This window comes from Pseudomonas sp. DrBHI1 (genome assembly GCF_002205115.1).
Taxonomy (GTDB): Bacteria; Pseudomonadota; Gammaproteobacteria; order Pseudomonadales; family Pseudomonadaceae; genus Aquipseudomonas; species Aquipseudomonas mosselii.
This window is the reverse complement of sequence record NZ_NIBE01000026.1, coordinates 43700-61376: the sequence shown is the minus strand read 5'-3', so window position 1 is coordinate 61376 and position 17677 is coordinate 43700. Positions and strand designations below refer to the sequence as shown.

The 17677-nt window shown below is 65.7% G+C and carries 17 protein-coding genes; 10 read left to right on the top strand and 7 right to left on the bottom strand.

Going from position 1 to position 17677, the window contains the following annotated elements; translation table 11 throughout:
• Positions 1-1317, top strand: a complete 1317-nt coding sequence (locus tag CC207_RS04260; protein WP_028690381.1) for a bifunctional DedA family/phosphatase PAP2 family protein — start codon at positions 1-3, stop codon at positions 1315-1317.
• A gap of 35 nt (positions 1318-1352) precedes the next feature.
• Here CC207_RS04260 and CC207_RS04255 read toward each other — a convergent pair whose 3' ends face one another.
• From CC207_RS04255 to CC207_RS04245, 3 genes are read right to left on the bottom strand one after another with little or no spacing between them, the layout of a single operon-like run.
• Positions 1353-1943: an LON peptidase substrate-binding domain-containing protein gene (locus CC207_RS04255; protein ID WP_088851640.1), complete on the bottom strand. Its 591-nt coding sequence runs from the start codon at positions 1941-1943 to the stop codon at positions 1353-1355.
• A gap of 9 nt (positions 1944-1952) precedes the next feature.
• The gene (locus tag CC207_RS04250; RefSeq protein WP_088851639.1) at positions 1953-2669 is read right to left on the bottom strand and encodes an LrgB family protein; all 717 of its coding nucleotides are present in this window, start codon (positions 2667-2669) and stop codon (positions 1953-1955) included.
• On the bottom strand, positions 2666-3028 hold the full coding sequence (locus CC207_RS04245) for a CidA/LrgA family protein (RefSeq protein ID WP_028690378.1): 363 nt from the start codon (positions 3026-3028) through the stop codon (positions 2666-2668). The genes CC207_RS04250 and CC207_RS04245 overlap by 4 nt, the downstream gene beginning before the upstream one ends.
• 151 nt (positions 3029-3179) lie before the next feature.
• On the opposite strand from CC207_RS04245, the gene CC207_RS04240 reads away from it, so the two are divergent.
• The 3 genes from CC207_RS04240 (at position 3180) to CC207_RS04230 (ending at position 6129) form a co-directional block, all read left to right on the top strand.
• The gene (locus tag CC207_RS04240) at positions 3180-3635 is read left to right on the top strand and encodes a MaoC family dehydratase (protein ID WP_028690377.1); all 456 of its coding nucleotides are present in this window, start codon (positions 3180-3182) and stop codon (positions 3633-3635) included.
• A gap of 88 nt (positions 3636-3723) precedes the next feature.
• Entirely contained in the window at positions 3724-5457 is a 1734-nt protein-coding gene (locus CC207_RS04235; protein WP_028690376.1) for a C13 family peptidase, read from the top strand.
• Positions 5458-5484: 27 nt separating this feature from the next.
• Positions 5485-6129, top strand: a complete 645-nt coding sequence (locus tag CC207_RS04230; RefSeq protein WP_028690375.1) for an oxidoreductase — start codon at positions 5485-5487, stop codon at positions 6127-6129.
• 64 nt (positions 6130-6193) lie between these two features.
• On the opposite strand, the gene CC207_RS04225 is transcribed toward CC207_RS04230, so the two are convergent.
• The 4 genes from CC207_RS04225 to CC207_RS04210 all read right to left on the bottom strand — a co-directional run bounded on the left by CC207_RS04225 (position 6194) and on the right by CC207_RS04210 (position 10484).
• Positions 6194-6481 carry a YceK/YidQ family lipoprotein gene (locus CC207_RS04225; RefSeq protein ID WP_088851638.1) on the bottom strand — a complete coding sequence of 96 codons (288 nt, stop codon included), beginning with the start codon at positions 6479-6481 and terminating at the stop codon, positions 6194-6196.
• Entirely contained in the window at positions 6478-7107 is a 630-nt protein-coding gene (gene ubiX / locus CC207_RS04220) for a flavin prenyltransferase UbiX (protein WP_028690373.1), read from the bottom strand. The genes CC207_RS04225 and ubiX overlap by 4 nt, the downstream gene beginning before the upstream one ends.
• Positions 7104-8453 carry a UDP-N-acetylmuramate:L-alanyl-gamma-D-glutamyl-meso-diaminopimelate ligase gene (mpl, locus tag CC207_RS04215; RefSeq protein ID WP_028690372.1) on the bottom strand — a complete coding sequence of 450 codons (1350 nt, stop codon included), beginning with the start codon at positions 8451-8453 and terminating at the stop codon, positions 7104-7106. Before mpl ends, ubiX begins: the two co-directional genes overlap by 4 nt.
• A gap of 66 nt (positions 8454-8519) precedes the next feature.
• The gene (locus CC207_RS04210; RefSeq protein WP_028690371.1) at positions 8520-10484 is read right to left on the bottom strand and encodes a sigma-54-dependent Fis family transcriptional regulator; all 1965 of its coding nucleotides are present in this window, start codon (positions 10482-10484) and stop codon (positions 8520-8522) included.
• A gap of 267 nt (positions 10485-10751) precedes the next feature.
• Between CC207_RS04210 and CC207_RS04205 the strand changes: the two genes are divergently transcribed.
• The 6 genes from CC207_RS04205 to CC207_RS04180 all read left to right on the top strand — a co-directional run bounded on the left by CC207_RS04205 (position 10752) and on the right by CC207_RS04180 (position 17676).
• The gene (locus CC207_RS04205) at positions 10752-12272 is read left to right on the top strand and encodes an aldehyde dehydrogenase family protein (RefSeq protein WP_028690370.1); all 1521 of its coding nucleotides are present in this window, start codon (positions 10752-10754) and stop codon (positions 12270-12272) included.
• Positions 12273-12453: 181 nt separating this feature from the next.
• Positions 12454-13902 carry an ethanolamine permease gene (gene eat, locus CC207_RS04200; RefSeq protein ID WP_028690369.1) on the top strand — a complete coding sequence of 483 codons (1449 nt, stop codon included), beginning with the start codon at positions 12454-12456 and terminating at the stop codon, positions 13900-13902.
• Between the two features lie 49 nt (positions 13903-13951).
• Positions 13952-15346 carry an ethanolamine ammonia-lyase subunit EutB gene (locus CC207_RS04195; RefSeq protein WP_069016295.1) on the top strand — a complete coding sequence of 465 codons (1395 nt, stop codon included), beginning with the start codon at positions 13952-13954 and terminating at the stop codon, positions 15344-15346.
• Positions 15347-15354: 8 nt separating this feature from the next.
• Positions 15355-16173, top strand: coding sequence for an ethanolamine ammonia-lyase subunit EutC (gene eutC / locus CC207_RS04190; RefSeq protein WP_088851651.1), 819 nt, complete (start codon positions 15355-15357; stop codon positions 16171-16173).
• Positions 16174-16280: 107 nt separating this feature from the next.
• Positions 16281-16739 carry a GNAT family N-acetyltransferase gene (locus CC207_RS04185; protein ID WP_028690317.1) on the top strand — a complete coding sequence of 153 codons (459 nt, stop codon included), beginning with the start codon at positions 16281-16283 and terminating at the stop codon, positions 16737-16739.
• A gap of 289 nt (positions 16740-17028) precedes the next feature.
• The gene (locus CC207_RS04180) at positions 17029-17676 is read left to right on the top strand and encodes a DedA family protein (RefSeq protein ID WP_028690316.1); all 648 of its coding nucleotides are present in this window, start codon (positions 17029-17031) and stop codon (positions 17674-17676) included.
• The last annotated feature ends 1 nt before the right edge of the window (position 17677 follow it).

The following is a 17677-nucleotide window of genomic DNA, read 5'->3' as shown; positions in this document are numbered from 1 at the left end:
ATGGGCCAATGGCTGGACAGCCTGACCGCCTGGCTTGGCGCCAACCCGCAGTGGCTGGGCCTGGCCATCTTCATCGTGGCCTGCGTTGAATGCCTGGCCATCGCCGGCATCATCGTGCCCGGCACCGTGCTGCTGTTCGCCGTCGCCGTGCTGGCCGGCAGCGGCGCCTTCAGCCTCGGCGAGACGTTGCTGCTGGGCTTCCTCGGCGGCGTGCTGGGCGATGCGATCTCCTATGGCATCGGCAAGTACTTCCATCAGAACATCCGCCGCCTGCCGCTGCTGCGCAGCCACCCGCAGTGGATCGGCAGCGCCGAGGCGTACTTCCAGCGCTACGGCATCGCCAGCCTGCTGGTCGGCCGCTTCATCGGCCCGCTACGGCCGATGCTGCCGATGGTTGCCGGCATGTTCGACATGCCGCTGCCGCGCTTCATCGCCGTGAGCCTGGTGGCCGGCGCCGGCTGGTCGGTGGCCTACCTGCTGCCGGGCTGGGCCACCGGCGCGGCCATGCGCCTGCCACTGCCGGAAGGGTTCTGGCTGGACGCCGGAATCGTCGTCGGCACCCTGGCGGTACTGATCGGCCTGAGCCTGAGCACCAGCATCCGCGACCAGCGCCATGGCACCCGCCTGATCGCCGCCCTCAGCGGCCTGGCCGTGGCGGCGTTGTTCATCGGCTGGCCATACCTGAACGAGTTCGACCAGGGCGTGATGACCCTGGTCCAGGAACACCGCAGCCAGGTCATCGACGGCGCCGTGGTGCTGATCACCCGCCTGGGCGACTTCCGCACCCAGTTCTTCCTGGGCGGCCTGCTCACCGGCCTGCTGCTGCTGGCCCGGCAATGGCGCCATGCCTTGTTCGCCGGGGCGACGCTGATCGGCACCGCCGCCGCCAATGGCACCTTGAAATGGCTGTTCGCCCGCGCCCGCCCCGAAGTGCTGGTCGATCCGCTGACCAGTTACAGCATGCCCAGCGGCCACAGCTCGGCATCCTTCGCCTTCTTCCTGGTGCTGGCGGTACTGGCCGGTCGCGGGCAGCCACCGCGCATGCGCCTGACCTGGGTCATGCTGGGCTGCCTGCCGGCACTGGCGATCGCCTTGTCGCGGGTGTACCTCGGGGCGCACTGGCCGACCGACATCCTGGCCGGGGCACTGCTGGCGTGCTGCGTGTGCGCGGCGAGCCTGACCCTGGTACAGCATCGCCAACCGCTGGTGGCGCTGCCGCAACGGGTGTGGTGGCTGGTGCTGCCGGCCTGCGTCGCGTTGCTGGCGTTCTTTGCCCTGCATGCACTGCCAAAGGCGTTGTTGCGTTACCAGTACTGATGCACTCGCGAGGTGTTGGAGCGGGCTTGGGCAGCTCAGGCGAACAACTCGCCCTGGATCCGCTCGAGCAGCGCCTGGATCGCCTCCAGCCTCAGCTGTGGCGAATCGATGGCCAGCAGGTCGAGCTTGTCCTCTTCCATGAACGGCAGCAGGTACGCCAGCTGGTTGCCCAGCGACTGGCGCCCGTCCACGTCGCGCGGCATGTCCAGCGCCTCGACCATCGGGTGCTCGCCCAACGCCAGCAGCAAGGCCAGCAGGTCGTCGTCCTGCTCCACCAACGGGCTGTCCGCCAGGTCCGCCAGCCATTGCACCTCGGCGAGCATCAGCTGGTCCTTCTGCACCTCGGTCTGTTCGACACGAAACCGCCGCACGCCCTCGACGCGAATACCCAGCAGGCCGTTGTCCTGCTGCACGAAATCGCGGATCAGCGCCTCGCAGCCGAGCGAGGCCACCACCGGCGGTGCCTTGCCCACCTGCTCGCCTTCAAGGATGCACACCACGCCGAAACCGGCACCCTGCTTCATGCAGCGGCCGATCATGTCCAGGTAGCGCGCCTCGAAGATCTGCAGGTCGAGCAGGCAACCGGGGAACAGCACGGTATTGAGGGGAAACAGCGGTAACGTCATCTCGACTCCTCAAGCCACCAGGCTGACCGCCAACGGCAGGAACACCGCCGTGGCCACCCCCATCAGGCTCATCGCCAGCGCGGCGAAGGCGCCGCATTCATCACTTTCCTGCAAGGCCACCGAAGTGCCCACCGCATGGGCGGTCACCCCTAGCGCCATGCCTCGCGCCTCGGGGCTGAGCACGCCGCATCGGGTCAACAGCGCCGGGCCGAAGATCGCACCGATCACCCCGGTGATCAACACGAACACCGCGGCCAAGGCCGCCACACCGCCGATCTGCTCGGCCACCAGCATGGCGATCGGCGAAGTGACCGATTTCGGCGCCATGGTCATCAGGATCATGTGTTCGGCACCGAACCACCACCCCAGCGCCAGGCACGCCACGGTGGCGAACAGGCCTCCGACTACCAGCGTAGTAAATGTCGGCCAGAACAGCTGCCGAATGCGCCGCAGGTTGAGGTAGAGCGGTACCGCCAGGGCCACGGTGGCCGGCCCCAGGAGGATGTTCATGATCTCGGTGCTCTTGCGGTATTCGGCGTAGTCGACGCCGCAGGCCAGGAGGATGCCGATCACTACCAGCATCGACACCAGCACCGGTTGCAGGAAGATCCAGCGGGTCTTCTCGTAGCCCGCCAGCACCAGCTGGTAGGCGGCCAACGTGATGCCGATGCCGAACAACGGATGATGGATGACCGCCTCGAGTGCGCCGTGCCAGTCGAGGATCATGGCTGCTCCTCGCGCTTGCCCTGGCGGTGGATCAGCTTCTGCATCAGCACGCCGACGAACACGAGGGTCAGCAGGCAGGAGATCAGCAAGGCCCCGACGATGGCCCAGAAGTCGGCGGCGATGTCCCTGGCGTAGACCATCACCCCCACCGCCGGCGGCACCAGCAGCAGCGGCAGGTAGCGCAACAAGCTGCCAGCGGCCTCGTTGAGCGGCTCGCCAACCTCGCCACGGGTCATCAGGAAGGCCATCAACAACAGCAGGCCGATGATGGGCCCGGGCAGGATGGGCAGCAACAGGTGGTTGATCGCCGTTCCCAGCAACTGGAACAGCACCAGCCAGGTCAAACCACGCAACAGCATATGGACCTCCCTCAGAGCATGGCGGCCATTATAAGCACGCTAAGCAACTGTCTATAAGGCGATATTCGGCGAAAAGCAGTCAACTTGACTGAAACGGTTCGCCGTGCTGATCTTGCACACTCGTACCAAATGACAATCTGGAGATGTCGCGATGCCCTATGTACCCGTTACAGAGCTTTCGCAGTACGTTGGCAAGGAACTGGGACGTTCCGCCTGGCTGAAGATCGATCAGCAACGCATCAACCTGTTCGCCGAGGCCACTGGCGATTTCCAGTTCATCCATGTCGATCCCGAAAAGGCGAAGAAAACGCCGTTCGGTACCACCATCGCCCATGGTTTCCTCACCCTGTCGCTGATCCCCAAGCTGATGGAAGACATCCTCGTGCTGCCCGAAGGACTGAAGATGGTGGTCAACTACGGCCTGGACAGCGTGCGCTTCATTCAACCGGTGAAGGTCGACAGCCAGGTGCGACTGAAGGTCGACCTGACCGACGCCACCGAGAAGAAACCGGGGCAGTGGCTGCTCAAGGCCACCGTCACCCTCGAGATCGAAGGCGAAGAAAAACCCGCCTACATCGCCGAACCGCTGTCGCTCTGCTTCGTTTGATACGCCCCTGGGGCCGCCACGCGGCCCCGATTCACGCACCCGCGCATTCTGCGGCATACTCGGCGCATCGATTGCCGCGGAACCCGCCATGCGCCCCCTGCTTCCCCTGACCTTGATCCTGTTGCTTGCCGCCTGCGGCGAAGGTGAACCGTTGTCGCCTCCGGACGCCCGGTTGCCCGACGGCGGCCGCTACCGCGGCCAGGTGGTCGATGGGCTGCTGCAAGGCGAGGGACGCATCGACTACCCCAACGGCAGCTGGTATGCCGGCACCTTCAAGGACGGCCAGTGGCATGGCCAAGGCGAATGGCATGGCAGCAACGGCGAGGTCTATCGCGGCCAGTTCAGTGCAGGCCTGTTCCAGGGGCTGGGCGACCTGACCACCCCCGGAAGCCATTATGCAGGCACCTTCAAGCATGGCCGACGCGACGGCGAGGGCACGCTCAAGCAGAACGACCAGACCTACCGCGGCCAGTTCAAGGACGACCAGTACGAAGGCGCCGGCCAACTCGAACTGGCCGACGGCAGCCGCTACCAGGGGCTGTTCGCCAAGGGCAAGCCCAATGGCGCCGGGGTGCGCAGCGACGCCAGCGGCAACCAGTTCAGCGGCCACTTCATCGACGGGCAGTTGCAAGGCGCCGGCACCTATGACAGCGCCGACGGCGAGCAGTACATCGGCGAATTCAAGGATAACCGCCTAGAAGGCCGGGGGCGCTACGAGAGCGCCGACGGCGACGTCTGGATCGGCGACTTCAAGGATGGATCACTGGTCGGCCAGGGCGAACTGCTGGGCAGCGACGGCAGCCGCTACAAGGGAGGTTTTCGCGACTGGCGCTTCGCCGGCAGCGGTACCTTGCAGCTGGCCGACGGCAGCCAGTATGTCGGCGGTTTCGCCGACGACACTTACCACGGTCGCGGCAAGCTGACCCACCCGGACGGACGGATCGAGAGCGGCACCTGGGTCAACGGCGTGCGCGTGCGCGATGCCCAGGGCAAACTGCTGCCCGACCCACTGGACCTGGCCTTGCTCAACCAGGGCAAGCTGCTGGCCGATGCCCTGGCCAAGGTGCCGGCGTCGGTGCCGCCGGTGCAGCTGTACAGCCTGGTGGTAGCCGGCGACGGCCAGCAGAGCGTATTCCTGCGCGAGGCCGACTATGTCAGCAACATGCTCAAGGTGCGCTTCGGCGCCCACGGCCAGGTGACCCTGGTCAACCATCGCGACCACCTGGCCGACCGCCCGATGGCCACCCGCGAGAACCTCACCCGCGCCGCCCGCACCCTGGCCGAGCGCAGCGGCCCCGAGGACCTGGTGTTCATCTACCTGACCAGCCATGGCAGCCATGACCACCAACTGGTCCTCGACCAGCCGCGCCTGCAACTGGCCGACCTCTCCGCGGACGAGCTGGCCAGCGCCCTGGCCCCGCTGAAAGACCGCGACAAGGTAATCGTCATCTCGGCCTGCTATTCGGGTGGCTACATCGCTCCGCTCAAGGACGACCGCACCCTGGTCATGACCGCCGCGCGCCCCGACCGGGTGTCGTTCGGCTGCTCCGAAGAAGCCGACTTCACCTATTTCGGCGACGCCCTGTTCGCCCAGGCGCTGAACCAGACCGACGACTTGAAACAGGCGTTTGAACTGGCGCGTCAAAGCGTTGCCGAAAGAGAACGAAGGGAGGGCTTCGAAGCCTCGGAGCCGCAGCTCTGGGCGCCGCCAGCAGTGATCAGCCACTGGCAGCGCCTGCGCCGCCAACAGGCCGAGCAAGCCCTGCGCAATGAAGCCCAGCCAGCTTCTGGGCAACAGGCAAAAACACCTGGTGCCCACTAAGCTGTGTAGTAACGAGGGAGAGACATCATGTACCTGACGCCTCAACATGTCCTGCTTGCCGGTGCCACGGGTCTGACGGGTGAACACCTGCTCGACCGCCTGCTCAACGAGCCCACCATCAGCCGCGTTCTGGCACCGACCCGCCGCCCCCTGGCCGAGCACCCGCACCTGGAAAACCCGGTGGGCGACCCGGCTGTGTTTCTCCCGCAACTGGCCGGCCGTGTCGATATCGCCTTCTGCTGCCTGGGCACCACGCTCAAGCAGGCCGGCTCGGAAAATGCGTTCCGCGCCGTCGACCTGGACATGGTCGTGGCCTTCAGCAAGCGTGCCCGCGAGATGGGCGCCCGCCACCTGCTGGTAATCAGCGCCTTGGGCGCCGATCCGAAATCGTCGGTCTTCTACAACCGGGTCAAGGGCGAGATGGAAGAGGCGCTCAAGCAGCAGGACTGGCCGCAGTTGACCATCGTGCGGCCTTCGCTGTTGCTGGGCGAGCGGATCGAGCCGCGTCTGGGGGAACGGATGGCGGCGCCCTTCGCCCGCCTGATACCGGGCAAGTACCGGGGCATCGAGGCCTGCACCCTGGCTCGGGCGCTGTGGCGTCTGGCGCTGGAAGAGGAAGATGGGATTCGGGTGGTTGAGTCCGACGAGCTGCGCAAGCTGGGGAAGAAATAGTCAGTCCTGAACCACGCCAATCGCCGGCAAGCCGGCGATTGTGCTGCAGAGCAGCCCTTGGCTATCAAAGACCACCGGTGGCGTTAAAGCCCACCCCCGCCGCCGTCAACAACGACAACGGCAGCAGCAAGGTATCCAGCAACGCACTGCCCGGCAGGTCCAGCCCCGGATAGGCCGGCGCTTCGGCGCCAAAGCGGTCCAGGGGACAACAACCGCCGTTGATCACGTACAGGTCCAGGCGCGTCCCGGCATACACCACCGGCGCCCCCGGCTTGTTGGCGTCGAGGGTGCGCACCGTGGCGCAGCCGCCGAGCTGGCCCAGTATCACCAGCCCCGCCAGCACCCGCTTCAATCATCGACCCCATAGTGATGCTCGCCCCAGCGCGGCAGCATGTCCTGCGGGATGTTCAGCAGATTGAGGATGCGCGCCACGACGAAATCGACCAGGTCGTCGATGCTCTGCGGCTGGTGGTAGAACCCCGGTGCCGCCGGCAGGATCACCGCGCCCATCTGCGACAGCTTGAGCATGTTCTCCAGGTGGATGGTGGAGAACGGCGCCTCGCGCGGCACCAGGATCAATTGCCGACGCTCCTTGAGGGTCACGTCGGCGGCCCGCTCGATCAGGTTGTTGCAGGCGCCCGTGGCGATCGCCGAAAGGGTCCCGGTGGAACAGGGCACCACCACCATCGCCGCCGGCGCGCCGGAGCCCGAGGCCACCGGCGACATCCAGTCTTCCTTGCCGTACACGCGGATCTGTCCGTCGGCCGCGCCAGTGTACTCGGTGAGGAACGCCTGCATGGCCTGGGGCTTGGCCGGCAGCAGCACGTCGGTCTCGGTGGCCATCACCAGTTGCGCGGCCTTGGAGACGAGGAAGTGCACCTCGCGCTCCTCGCGCACCAGGCAGTCGAGCAGACGCAGGCCATACTGCGCCCCGGAGGCGCCGGTCATGGCCAGGGTGATGCGTTCCGGCCCGCTCACTTCAGCGCCTCGGCCAGCTTGCCGTGCAGGCCACCGAAGCCGCCGTTGCTCATGATCACCACATGGGTGCCCGGACGGGCCTGGCCCTTGATGCGCTCGATGATGGCTTCAAGGCTGTCGGCCACCACGCTCGGCACCTTGCACTGCGCGGCGGTGCCCGCCAGGTCCCAGCCCAGGTTGGGCGGCGCGTACCAGATCACCTGGTCGGCGTCGTTGACGCTTTCCGGCAGGCCATCGCGGTGGGCGCCGAGCTTCATGGAGTTGGAGCGCGGCTCGATCACCGCAATCACCGGTGCCTCGCCGACGCGCTTGCGCAGACCGTCGAGGGTGGTGGCGATGGCGGTCGGGTGGTGAGCGAAGTCGTCATAGATGGTCACGCCCTGCACTTCGGCGACCTTCTCCATGCGCCGCTTGACGCTCTTGAACGCGCTCAGGCCTTCGATACCCATGGCCGGCGCCACGCCGACATGACGGGCGGCGGCCAAGGTAGCCAGGGCGTTGGCGACGTTGTGCTGACCGGTCAACGCCCAATCCACCACACCCTGCGCCTGACCTTCGAACAGCACCTCGAAACGCGAGCCGTCGGCGCTGAGCAGCCGCGCCTGCCATTGCCCGCCTTCGCCGGTGGTCTGCACCGGGGTCCAGCAGCCCATGCCGATGACCCGCTCCAGCGCCTGCTCGGTGGTCGGGTGGATGACCAGGCCTTCGCTGGGGATGGTGCGCACCAGATGGTGGAACTGCCGCTCGATGGACGCCAGGTCGGGGAAGATATCCGCGTGATCGAACTCCAGGTTGTTGAGGATCGCGGTGCGCGGGTGGTAGTGGACGAACTTGGAGCGTTTGTCGAAGAAGGCGCTGTCGTATTCGTCGGCCTCGACCACGAAGAACGGCGTTGCGCCCAGGCGCGCCGACACCGAGAAGTTCTGCGGCACGCCGCCGATCAGGAAGCCCGGGCTCATGCCAGCGTGTTCCAGAACCCAGGCCAGCATGCTGCTGGTGGTGGTCTTGCCGTGGGTACCGGCCACGGCCAATACCCAGCGGCCCTGCAGCACATGGTCGGCCAGCCACTGCGGGCCGGACACATAGGGCAGGCCTTTGTTCAGCACGTACTCCACCGCCGGGTTGCCCCGCGACATGGCGTTGCCGATCACCACCAGGTCAGGTGCCGGCTCCAGCTGGGCCGGGTCGTAGCCCTGGGTCAGCTCGATGCCCTGGGCCTCGAGCTGGGTGCTCATCGGGGGATAGACGTTGGCGTCGGAGCCGGTGACGCGGTGGCCCAGCTCCTTGGCCAGCACGGCCAGCGAACCCATGAAAGTGCCGCAAATACCGAGAATATGAATGTGCATGATCGACCTCGCAAAACGTCGAGGCAGGGTAGCCCAGGGCGAGGGAAATCGCACTCGCTGTTTCGCTCAACCGACCCTGGCGATGCCGTGTTTGCGCAGTTTTCGATACAAGGTATTGCGGCTGATGCCCAACTGCTCGGCGACATGGGTCAAGTGCCAGCGGTTTGCCTCCAGTACGGTGAGCAGTGCATCGCGCTCGGCGTATAGGAGCGGCCTTGTGCCGCGACAGGGCTGCGCAGCAGCCCCGGCGTTTTCGGGATCCTGGGGCCGCTCTGCGGCCCTTTCGCGACACAAGGCCGCTCCTGCGGAGGCCGCGCTATTGCGAACAATTGCCGGGAGATCGGAAAACTCGATGTGCGCGCCTTCGCACAACGCCACCAAGGTACGCAGCACATTCCTCATCTGCCGCACGTTACCCGGCCAGGTGAAGTCCAACAGCGCCTGGCGGGCGGCCGGGTCGAGGCCGATGGCCTGGCCCTCGGTCTCCTGCGCCAGCAGGAAGTCCAGCAACTGCGCCTTGTCGCTGCGCTCGCGCAGCGCCGGCAGGGCGACTTCCAGGCCATTGAGGCGGTAGTAGAGGTCTTCGCGGAAACCGCCCTGCGCCACCCGTTCCAGCAGGTCACGGTGGGTGGCGCTGACGATCCGCACATCCACCGCCTGCGGCTCGCCGCCAATGGGCACCACCTGACGCTCCTCGAGCACCCGCAACAGGCGGGTCTGCAGCGCCAGCGGCATGTCGCCGATCTCGTCCAGCAGCAAGGTGCCGCCATCGGCCTGCAACAGCTTGCCGCGCATGCCCTCCTTGCGCGCGCCGGTGAAGCTGCCGCCGCGATAGCCGAACAGCTCGCTTTCGATCAAGCTCTCGGGAATCGACGCGCAGTTGATTGCCACGAACGGCTTGTGCCGACGCGAGCTGGCCTGGTGCACGGCCTGGGCGAAGGCCTCCTTGCCGCAGCCGGTCTCGCCGCGCAGCAGCAGGGGCACATCGCGCTCGAACACCCGCACGGCACGACGAAAGTCCTCGCGCAGGGCTGGGTCGAGCAGGCAAATGCCGGGGGCACTGGCGTGGGGCAAGGCCACCGGCACCGACCACACCGGCGCACGGGCCTGGCCACGCAGGCTGGCGAACACCTGGCGGCCATCGCGGGTGTGCAGCGGCCAGGCGCTGCTGCCCTGGGGCGTGGCGCGACTGAACAGCTCGTCGTGGCTGCAGGCGAAGAACCTGTCCAGCGGCTTGCCCAGCACGCCGCCACGGATGGTGCCCAGCAGGTTCAAGGCGCTCTGGTTGGCGGCGCAGATCCGCCCGTCACCGTCAAAGGCCAGCAACCCTTCGCTGAACAGGCCGACCGACTCCGCCTGCAGGTGGAAGCGCAGCAACCACTGCTGCTCGAAATGACGCAGGAAATAGCAGCTTTCGATCATCTTCGCCGACAGGTTGACCAGGGCCATGGTGTGGAACTGGCTCTGGCGCGACACATCCGGCCGTGCCGACGATACGTCGAGCACCGCCAGCAGTTCGCCATGGGGGTCGAATACCGGGCTGGCCGAACAGGTCAGGCCGGTGTGTCGGCCACGGAAATGTTCGTCCCGGTGAATGGTCAGGGCCTGGCGCTCGACCAGGCAGGTGCCGATGCCGTTGGTGCCCTCGCGGGCTTCGCTCCAGTCGGCGCCCAACCACAGCCCGGCGCGCTCGAAAATACGCCGCTCGCCGGGGGCGCAGACGCAGTTGAGGATCACCCCGCGGGCGTCGGTCAGCAGCACCGCGTGACCGCTGCCGGAGAGCTGCTGGTGCAGGCTGTTCATCTCGTTGTCGGCGATCTGCAGCACCTGGTGCAGACGCTCGCGGCTCTCCAGCAGGCGGCCGTGCTCGAGCACCACCGGGGCCTGGGCCCGGGCCGGATCGAGGTGGTAATCCTCGAGGCAGCGCAGCCAGGAGCGGGCGATCGACGGGTCGCTGCCCGGCCCGCTGGCCTGGCCGTGGGCGACCGTGAGCACTTGCTGGGCATGGCGACTGAACGGGTTGCTCTGCATTTGTAGTTGTTCTCCGCAGATAGAGCGTGTTGCCAGCATCCTCCAGGCGGCAACGCTTTGCAATGCTGCACTGACCCTGTGGTCACAGGTTGTGTCGTAAACGGTACAAAGTGTCACCCAGGCCGTGTCGGCCCTGGCACAGGGCGGCGCCAGCCACTGCCCGATCTTGACCCAAGTCATTGATACACAAGGCCCTCCAGGCACTGGCCCGACCTTTGCTCTACGCTAGGAAACTCCGCAACAATCACAATGACCAGGAGACACACCATGCGTTACGCACATCCCGGTACCGAGGGCGCGAAGGTTTCCTTCAAGAGCCGCTACGGCAACTACATCGGTGGTGAGTTCGTTCCTCCGGTAAAGGGTGAGTACTTCACCAACACCTCGCCAGTGAACGGCCAGCCGATCGCCGAATTCCCCCGTTCCGGCGCCGAAGACATCGAAAAGGCCCTCGACGCCGCCCATGCCGCCGCCGACGCCTGGGGCCGCACCTCGGTGCAGGACCGCTCCAACGTCCTGCTGCGCATCGCCGACCGCATCGAGCAGAACCTCGAACTGCTGGCTATCACCGAGACCTGGGACAACGGCAAGCCGATCCGCGAAACCCTCAACGCCGACATCCCGCTGGCGGTCGATCACTTCCGCTACTTCGCTGGCTGCATCCGCGCCCAGGAAGGCGGCGCCGCCGAGATCAACGAAACCACCGTGGCCTACCACATCCACGAGCCACTGGGCGTGGTCGGGCAGATCATCCCGTGGAACTTCCCGCTGCTGATGGCCGCCTGGAAGCTGGCCCCGGCCCTGGCCGCCGGCAACTGCGTGGTGCTCAAGCCCGCCGAGCAGACGCCGCTGGGCATCACCGTGCTGCTGGAGCTGATCGGCGACCTGTTGCCCAAGGGCGTGCTCAACGTGGTGCAAGGCTATGGCCGCGAGGCCGGTGAAGCCCTGGCCACCAGCAAGCGCATCGCCAAGATCGCCTTCACCGGCTCCACCCCGGTCGGCGCGCACATCATGAAATGCGCGGCCGAAAACATCATCCCGTCCACCGTCGAACTGGGCGGCAAGTCGCCCAACGTCTACTTCGAGGACATCATGCAGGCCGAGCCTGCCTTCATCGACAAGGCCGCCGAAGGCATGGTGCTGGCGTTCTTCAACCAGGGCGAGGTGTGCACCTGCCCGTCGCGCGCCCTGGTGCAGGAGTCGATCTACCCGCAGTTCATGGAAGTGGTGATGAAGAAGGTCCTGCAGATCAAGCGCGGCGACCCGCTGGACACCGACACCATGGTCGGCGCCCAGGCATCCCAGCAGCAGTTCGAGAAGATCCAGTCGTACCTGAAGATTGCCCAGGAAGAAGGCGCCGAGCTGCTCACCGGCGGCAAGGTGGAGCAGCTCGAAGGCGCGCTGGCCAGCGGGTACTACATCCAGCCGACCCTGCTCAAGGGCAACAACAAGATGCGTGTGTTCCAGGAAGAGATCTTCGGCCCGGTGGTCAGCGTCACCACCTTCAAGGACGAAGCCGAGGCCCTGGCCATCGCCAACGACACCGAGTTCGGCCTCGGTGCCGGCGTGTGGACCCGCGACATCAACCGCGCCTATCGCATGGGCCGCGGTATCAAGGCCGGCCGCGTGTGGACCAACTGCTACCACCTGTACCCGGCGCATGCCGCGTTCGGTGGCTACAAGAAGTCCGGCGTCGGCCGCGAAACCCACAAGATGATGCTCGACCACTACCAGCAGACCAAGAACCTGCTGGTGAGCTACGACATCAACCCGCTGGGCTTCTTCTAACAAGAGCAGCTTCAAGTTCCAAGCTTCAAGCGACAAGAAAAAGCAGGCCTGATGCGGGCTGCTTTTTCTTGAAGCTTGCGGCTTGGGGCTTGCAGCTGCCCATTGGCCCGCTTTCTGCAAAACGAATCACCAGTGGCCGGCAGTCCCTCCGGCAACCTAAGAAAAACAACAGGTGAACCCTATGCCAAGCGATCATTCCGGCAGCGCGCCGGCGAGCTCCTCCGTCGACTTCGAAAAAGTCGGATCGGACTATTTCCAGCAACGTGAACTGAAAAAAGGCGCCGCCGGCTGGGTCCTGCTGGTGGGCCTGGGCGTGGCCTACGTGATTTCCGGCGACTACGCCGGGTGGAACTTCGGCTTGGCCCAGGGCGGCTGGGGCGGCATGTTCCTCGCCACCCTGCTGATGGCCACCATGTATTTGTGCATGTGCTTCTCCCTGGCCGAACTGTCGTCGATGATCCCCACCGCTGGCGGCGGCTATGGCTTCGCCCGCAGCGCCTTCGGTCCCTGGGGCGGGTTCCTCACCGGCACGGCGATCCTCATCGAGTACGCTATTGCCCCCGCGGCCATCGCCGTGTTCATCGGCGCCTACTGCCAGTCGTTGTTCGGCATCGGCGGCTGGATGATCTACCTGGCCTTCTACATCGTGTTCATCGGCATCCATATCTTCGGGGTGGGCGAGGCGCTGAAGCTGATGTTCATCATCACCGCCGTCGCCGCCATCGCCCTGGCGGTGTTCCTGATCGGCATGGTGCCCCATTTCGATGCAGCCAACCTGTTCGACATCGCCAAGACCGACGCAGTCGGTGCCAGCAGCTTCCTGCCGTTCGGCTATGTGGGGGTGTGGGCGGCGATTCCCTACGCGATCTGGTTCTTCCTCGCGGTCGAGGGCGTGCCGCTGGCCGCTGAAGAGACCAAGAACCCGAAACGCGATCTGCCCCGCGGCCTGATCGGCGCGATGCTGGTGCTGCTGGCCTTCGCCCTGCTGATTCTGGTGGTCGGCCCCGGCGGCGCCGGCTCCGAAGCCCTCAAGGCCTCGGGCAACCCGCTGGTCGAGGCACTGTCCAAGGCCTACGGCGGCTCCACCTGGATGGGCGGCTTCGTCAACCTGGTGGGCCTGGCCGGCCTGATCGCTAGTTTCTTCTCGATCATCTACGCCTATTCGCGGCAGATCTTCGCGCTTTCCCGTGCCGGCTACCTGCCGCGCAAGCTGTCGGAAACCAACAAGAGCAAGGCCCCGGTGCTGGCCTTGGTGATCCCCGGCATCATCGGCTTCGCCCTGTCGCTGACCGGCCAGGGCGACCTGCTGATCCTGGTGGCGGTGTTCGGCGCGACGTTGTCCTACGTGCTGATGATGGCCGCGCACATCACCCTGCGCATCCGCCGCCCGAAAATGGAGCGTCCGTATCGCACGCCCGGCGGCATCTTCACCTCGGGCGTTGCCCTGGTGCTGGCCTGCATCGCCGTGGTCGCCGGGTTCCTGGTCGATCCAAGGGTGGTGATTGGCGCTGCAGTGATCTATGCAGTATTAATTGCCTACTTTGCTTTCTACAGCCGTCACCACCTGGTGGCCGGTACCCCGGAAGAGGAATTCGCCGCGATCCAGAAGGCCGAAGAGGCCCTGCACTGATTGCCGACTTGCGCCGCAGGCCAGGCCTGCGGCGCCCTGGAGATTCTGTATGGCAAGTTTCACGCATACGGTGGGCCACCAGGTCTACCGCTTCGACAGCCTCAAAGAGGTGATGGCCAAGGCCAGTCCGGCGCGCTCTGGCGACTACCTGGCAGGGGTCGCCGCCAGCAACGACGGCGAGCGGGTGGCGGCGCAGATGGCCCTGGCCAACATCCCGCTCAAGCACTTCCTCAACGAGGCGCTGATTCCCTATGAACAGGACGAAGTCACCCGCCTGATCGTCGACACCCACGACCCGCAAGCTTTCGCTGCGGTCAGCCATCTGACCGTCGGTGGGCTGCGCGACTGGCTGCTCAGCGAGCAAGCCGACGAGCACAGCTTGCGCGCCCTGGCGCCGGGCCTGACACCGGAAATGGCGGCGGCGGTTTCGAAAATCATGCGCGTGCAGGACCTGGTGCTGGTGGCGCAGAAAATCCGCGTGGTCACCGCCTTTCGCGGCACCATGGGGCTGCGCGGACGGCTGTCGACGCGCCTGCAGCCCAACCACCCGACCGACGAGCCGGCCGGCATCGCCGCAAGCATCCTTGACGGCCTGCTGTACGGCAATGGCGATGCCATGATCGGCATCAACCCGGCCACCGACAGTATCGCCTCGATCTGCGCGCTGCTGGAGATGCTCGATGCGATCATCCAGCGCTACGACATTCCCACCCAATCCTGCGTGCTGACCCACGTCACCACCTCGATCGAGGCGATCAACCGTGGCATGCCGCTGGACCTGGTGTTCCAGTCCATTGCCGGCACCGAAGCGGCCAACGCCGGCTTCGGCATCAACCTCAACGTGCTTCAGGAAGGCTACGAGGCAGGCCTCTCGCTCAAGCGCGGCAGGGTCGGGCAGAACCTGATGTACTTCGAGACCGGCCAGGGCAGCGCGCTGTCGTCCAACGCGCACCATGGCGTCGACCAGCAGACCTGCGAGACCCGCGCCTACGCCGTGGCCCGCCACTTCAAGCCGTTCCTGGTCAACACCGTGGTTGGTTTCATCGGCCCGGAATACCTGTACAACGGCAAGCAGATCATCCGCGCCGGCCTCGAGGACCATTTCTGCGGCAAGCTGCTGGGCGTGCCGATGGGCTGCGACATCTGCTACACCAACCACGCCGAAGCCGACCAGGACGACATGGACACCCTGCTGACCCTGCTGGGCGTGGCCGGGATCAACTTCATCATGGGCATCCCCGGCTCGGACGACATCATGCTCAACTACCAGACTACCTCGTTCCACGACGCGCTCTACGCGCGCCAGACCCTGGGGCTGAAGCCCGGGCCGGAATTCGAGGCGTGGCTGGAGCGCACCGGCATCTTCACCCAGGCCGACGGCCGCATCCGCTTCGGCGACAACCTGCCGCCGGCCTTCCGCCAGGCCCTGGCGCAGCTTGCATAGGGATGACCATGGACCGACACACCCCCACCCCAGAGAACCCCTGGCTGGCCCTGCGCAACCTCACCCCGGCGCGCATCGCCCTCGGCCGCACCGGCATCAGCCTGCCCACCGGCGCCCAGCTGGACTTCCAGTTCGCCCATGCCCAGGCCCGCGATGCCGTGCATCTGCCGTTCGACCATGTCGGCCTGCGCCAGCAACTCGGCGAGCGCGGCCGCGACAGCCTGCTGCTGCACAGCGCCGCCAGCGACCGCCACCAGTACCTGCAACGCCCGGATCTTGGCCGGCGCCTGCATGAAGACTCGGCCCAGCGCCTGCGCGAGCACGCCCAAGCCAACCCCGGCGGCGTCGACCTGGCGATCGTCGTCGCCGATGGGCTGTCGGCGCTGGCCGTGCACCGCCACAGCCTGCCCTTCCTGAGCCGTTTCGAGGAGCAGGCCGCCGCCGATGGCTGGAGCAGCGCTCCGGTGATCCTGGTGGAGCAAGGCCGGGTCGCGGTGGCCGACGAAGTGGGCGAACTGCTTGGCGCGCGCATGACCGTCATGTTGATCGGCGAACGCCCAGGCCTGAGTTCACCCGACAGCCTGGGGCTGTACTTCACCTACGCGCCCAAGGTCGGCCTGACCGATGCCTACCGCAACTGCATCTCCAACGTGCGCCTGGAAGGGCTGAGCTACGGCCTGGCCGCCCACCGCCTGCTGTACCTGATGCGCGAGGCGTGCAGGCGTCAGCTGTCGGGGGTGAATCTGAAGGACGAAGCGGAGGTCCACAGCATCGACAGTGAAGAATCCGCCGGCAAAAACGGAAACTTCCTACTCGGCGAAGGGTAAAAAACATGTCACGGAAGGCGGATTGCGCTTCTAGCCTGCTTTAGGCAGCATGCCAGAGGACGCTGCAGGCAATCCGCCGTATCCCCAATGGACTCAGAGGCCCGCCCATGCGCATCATCCAGGCAACCTTGGAACACCTCGACCTGCTCACCCCTTTGTTCGTGAAATACCGCGAGTTCTATGGGCAACTGCCTTACCCGGACAGTTCGCGGGCCTTTCTCGAGAAGCGCCTCAAGCGCAAGGAGTCGATCATCTACCTGGCGCTGCCGGATGACGGCGACGACCGCCTGCTGGGCTTCTGCCAGCTGTATCCGAGCTTCTCCTCGCTGTCGCTCAAGCGCGTGTGGATCCTCAACGACATCTACGTGGCCGAGGACTCACGCCGCATGCTGGTCGCCGACAACCTGATGCGCGAGGCCAAGAAGATGGCCAAGCAATCCAACGCCGTGCGAATGCGCGTGTCCACCAGCAGCGACAACGAGGTGGCGCGCAAGACCTATGAATCCATGGGCTTTCGCAAGGACACCGAGTTCGAGAACTACATCCTGCCGATCAGTCAGGATTGATGCCTGGCGCTCTTGTGCTCGCTGTGGGAGCGGTCGTGTGTCGCGATGGGTCGCGACACACGACCGCTCCTAAAGGAACCGCGTTACAGCAAACGCTCCCCCACGACGCCCAGTGACTCTGTCGTAACGCTCCGCTACAAACTCTCCGGGCACAATCCGGACTTCGCCGTATAATCCCCCTCCTGTCATGTGCGAAAAGTTACCCGCCTAGCCGGTAAACCGTCCCCAACCATGGCACTGTCCGTCATCGCGCGCCCGTAGAAGCGGGTCAAGAACACAGGTGCTGTACATGGATTTCAACCCGCTGGACCTCATCCTGCATCTCGATGCCTACCTCGACCTGCTGGTCAACAACTACGGTCCCTGGATCTACGCCATCCTTTTCGCCGTGATCTTCTGCGAGACCGGCCTGGTGGTCATGCCGTTCCTGCCGGGCGACTCGCTGCTGTTCATCGCCGGCGCCGTGGCCGCCGGTGGCGGCATGGATCCGGTGCTGCTGGCCGGCCTGCTAATGGCCGCGGCGATCCTCGGCGACAGCACCAACTACGTGATCGGGCGCACCGCAGGCGAACGCCTGTTCCGCAACCCCAACTCGAAGATCTTCCGCCGGGACTACCTGCAGCGCACCCACGAGTTCTACGAACGCCACGGCGGCAAGACCGTCACCCTGGCGCGCTTCCTGCCGATTCTGCGCACGTTCGCGCCGTTCGTCGCCGGCATCGCCCACATGCACTACCCGCGTTTCCTGGCGTTCAGCGTGGCCGGCTCGCTGCTATGGGTCGGCGGCCTGGTGACCCTGGGCTACTTCTTCGGCAACGTGCCGTTCATCAAGCAGCACCTGTCGCTGATGGTGGTCGGCATCATCATCCTGTCGCTGGTGCCGATGATCCTCGGCCTGCTGCGCGGTCGCTTCGGCCGCACGGCCAAGGCCCACTGAC

Coding starts and splice junctions, on each gene's coding strand:
- CC207_RS04260 (WP_028690381.1), top strand. CDS start 1: ATGGGCCAATGGCTGGACAGCCTGACCGCCTGGCTTGGCGCCAACCCG.
- CC207_RS04255 (WP_088851640.1), bottom strand. CDS start 1,943: ATGACGTTACCGCTGTTTCCCCTCAATACCGTGCTGTTCCCCGGTTGC.
- CC207_RS04250 (WP_088851639.1), bottom strand. CDS start 2,669: ATGATCCTCGACTGGCACGGCGCACTCGAGGCGGTCATCCATCATCCG.
- CC207_RS04245 (WP_028690378.1), bottom strand. CDS start 3,028: ATGCTGTTGCGTGGTTTGACCTGGCTGGTGCTGTTCCAGTTGCTGGGA.
- CC207_RS04240 (WP_028690377.1), top strand. CDS start 3,180: ATGCCCTATGTACCCGTTACAGAGCTTTCGCAGTACGTTGGCAAGGAA.
- CC207_RS04235 (WP_028690376.1), top strand. CDS start 3,724: ATGCGCCCCCTGCTTCCCCTGACCTTGATCCTGTTGCTTGCCGCCTGC.
- CC207_RS04230 (WP_028690375.1), top strand. CDS start 5,485: ATGTACCTGACGCCTCAACATGTCCTGCTTGCCGGTGCCACGGGTCTG.
- mpl (WP_028690372.1), bottom strand. CDS start 8,453: ATGCACATTCATATTCTCGGTATTTGCGGCACTTTCATGGGTTCGCTG.
- CC207_RS04210 (WP_028690371.1), bottom strand. CDS start 10,484: ATGCAGAGCAACCCGTTCAGTCGCCATGCCCAGCAAGTGCTCACGGTC.
- CC207_RS04205 (WP_028690370.1), top strand. CDS start 10,752: ATGCGTTACGCACATCCCGGTACCGAGGGCGCGAAGGTTTCCTTCAAG.
- eat (WP_028690369.1), top strand. CDS start 12,454: ATGCCAAGCGATCATTCCGGCAGCGCGCCGGCGAGCTCCTCCGTCGAC.
- CC207_RS04195 (WP_069016295.1), top strand. CDS start 13,952: ATGGCAAGTTTCACGCATACGGTGGGCCACCAGGTCTACCGCTTCGAC.
- eutC (WP_088851651.1), top strand. CDS start 15,355: ATGGACCGACACACCCCCACCCCAGAGAACCCCTGGCTGGCCCTGCGC.
- CC207_RS04185 (WP_028690317.1), top strand. CDS start 16,281: ATGCGCATCATCCAGGCAACCTTGGAACACCTCGACCTGCTCACCCCT.
- CC207_RS04180 (WP_028690316.1), top strand. CDS start 17,029: ATGGATTTCAACCCGCTGGACCTCATCCTGCATCTCGATGCCTACCTC.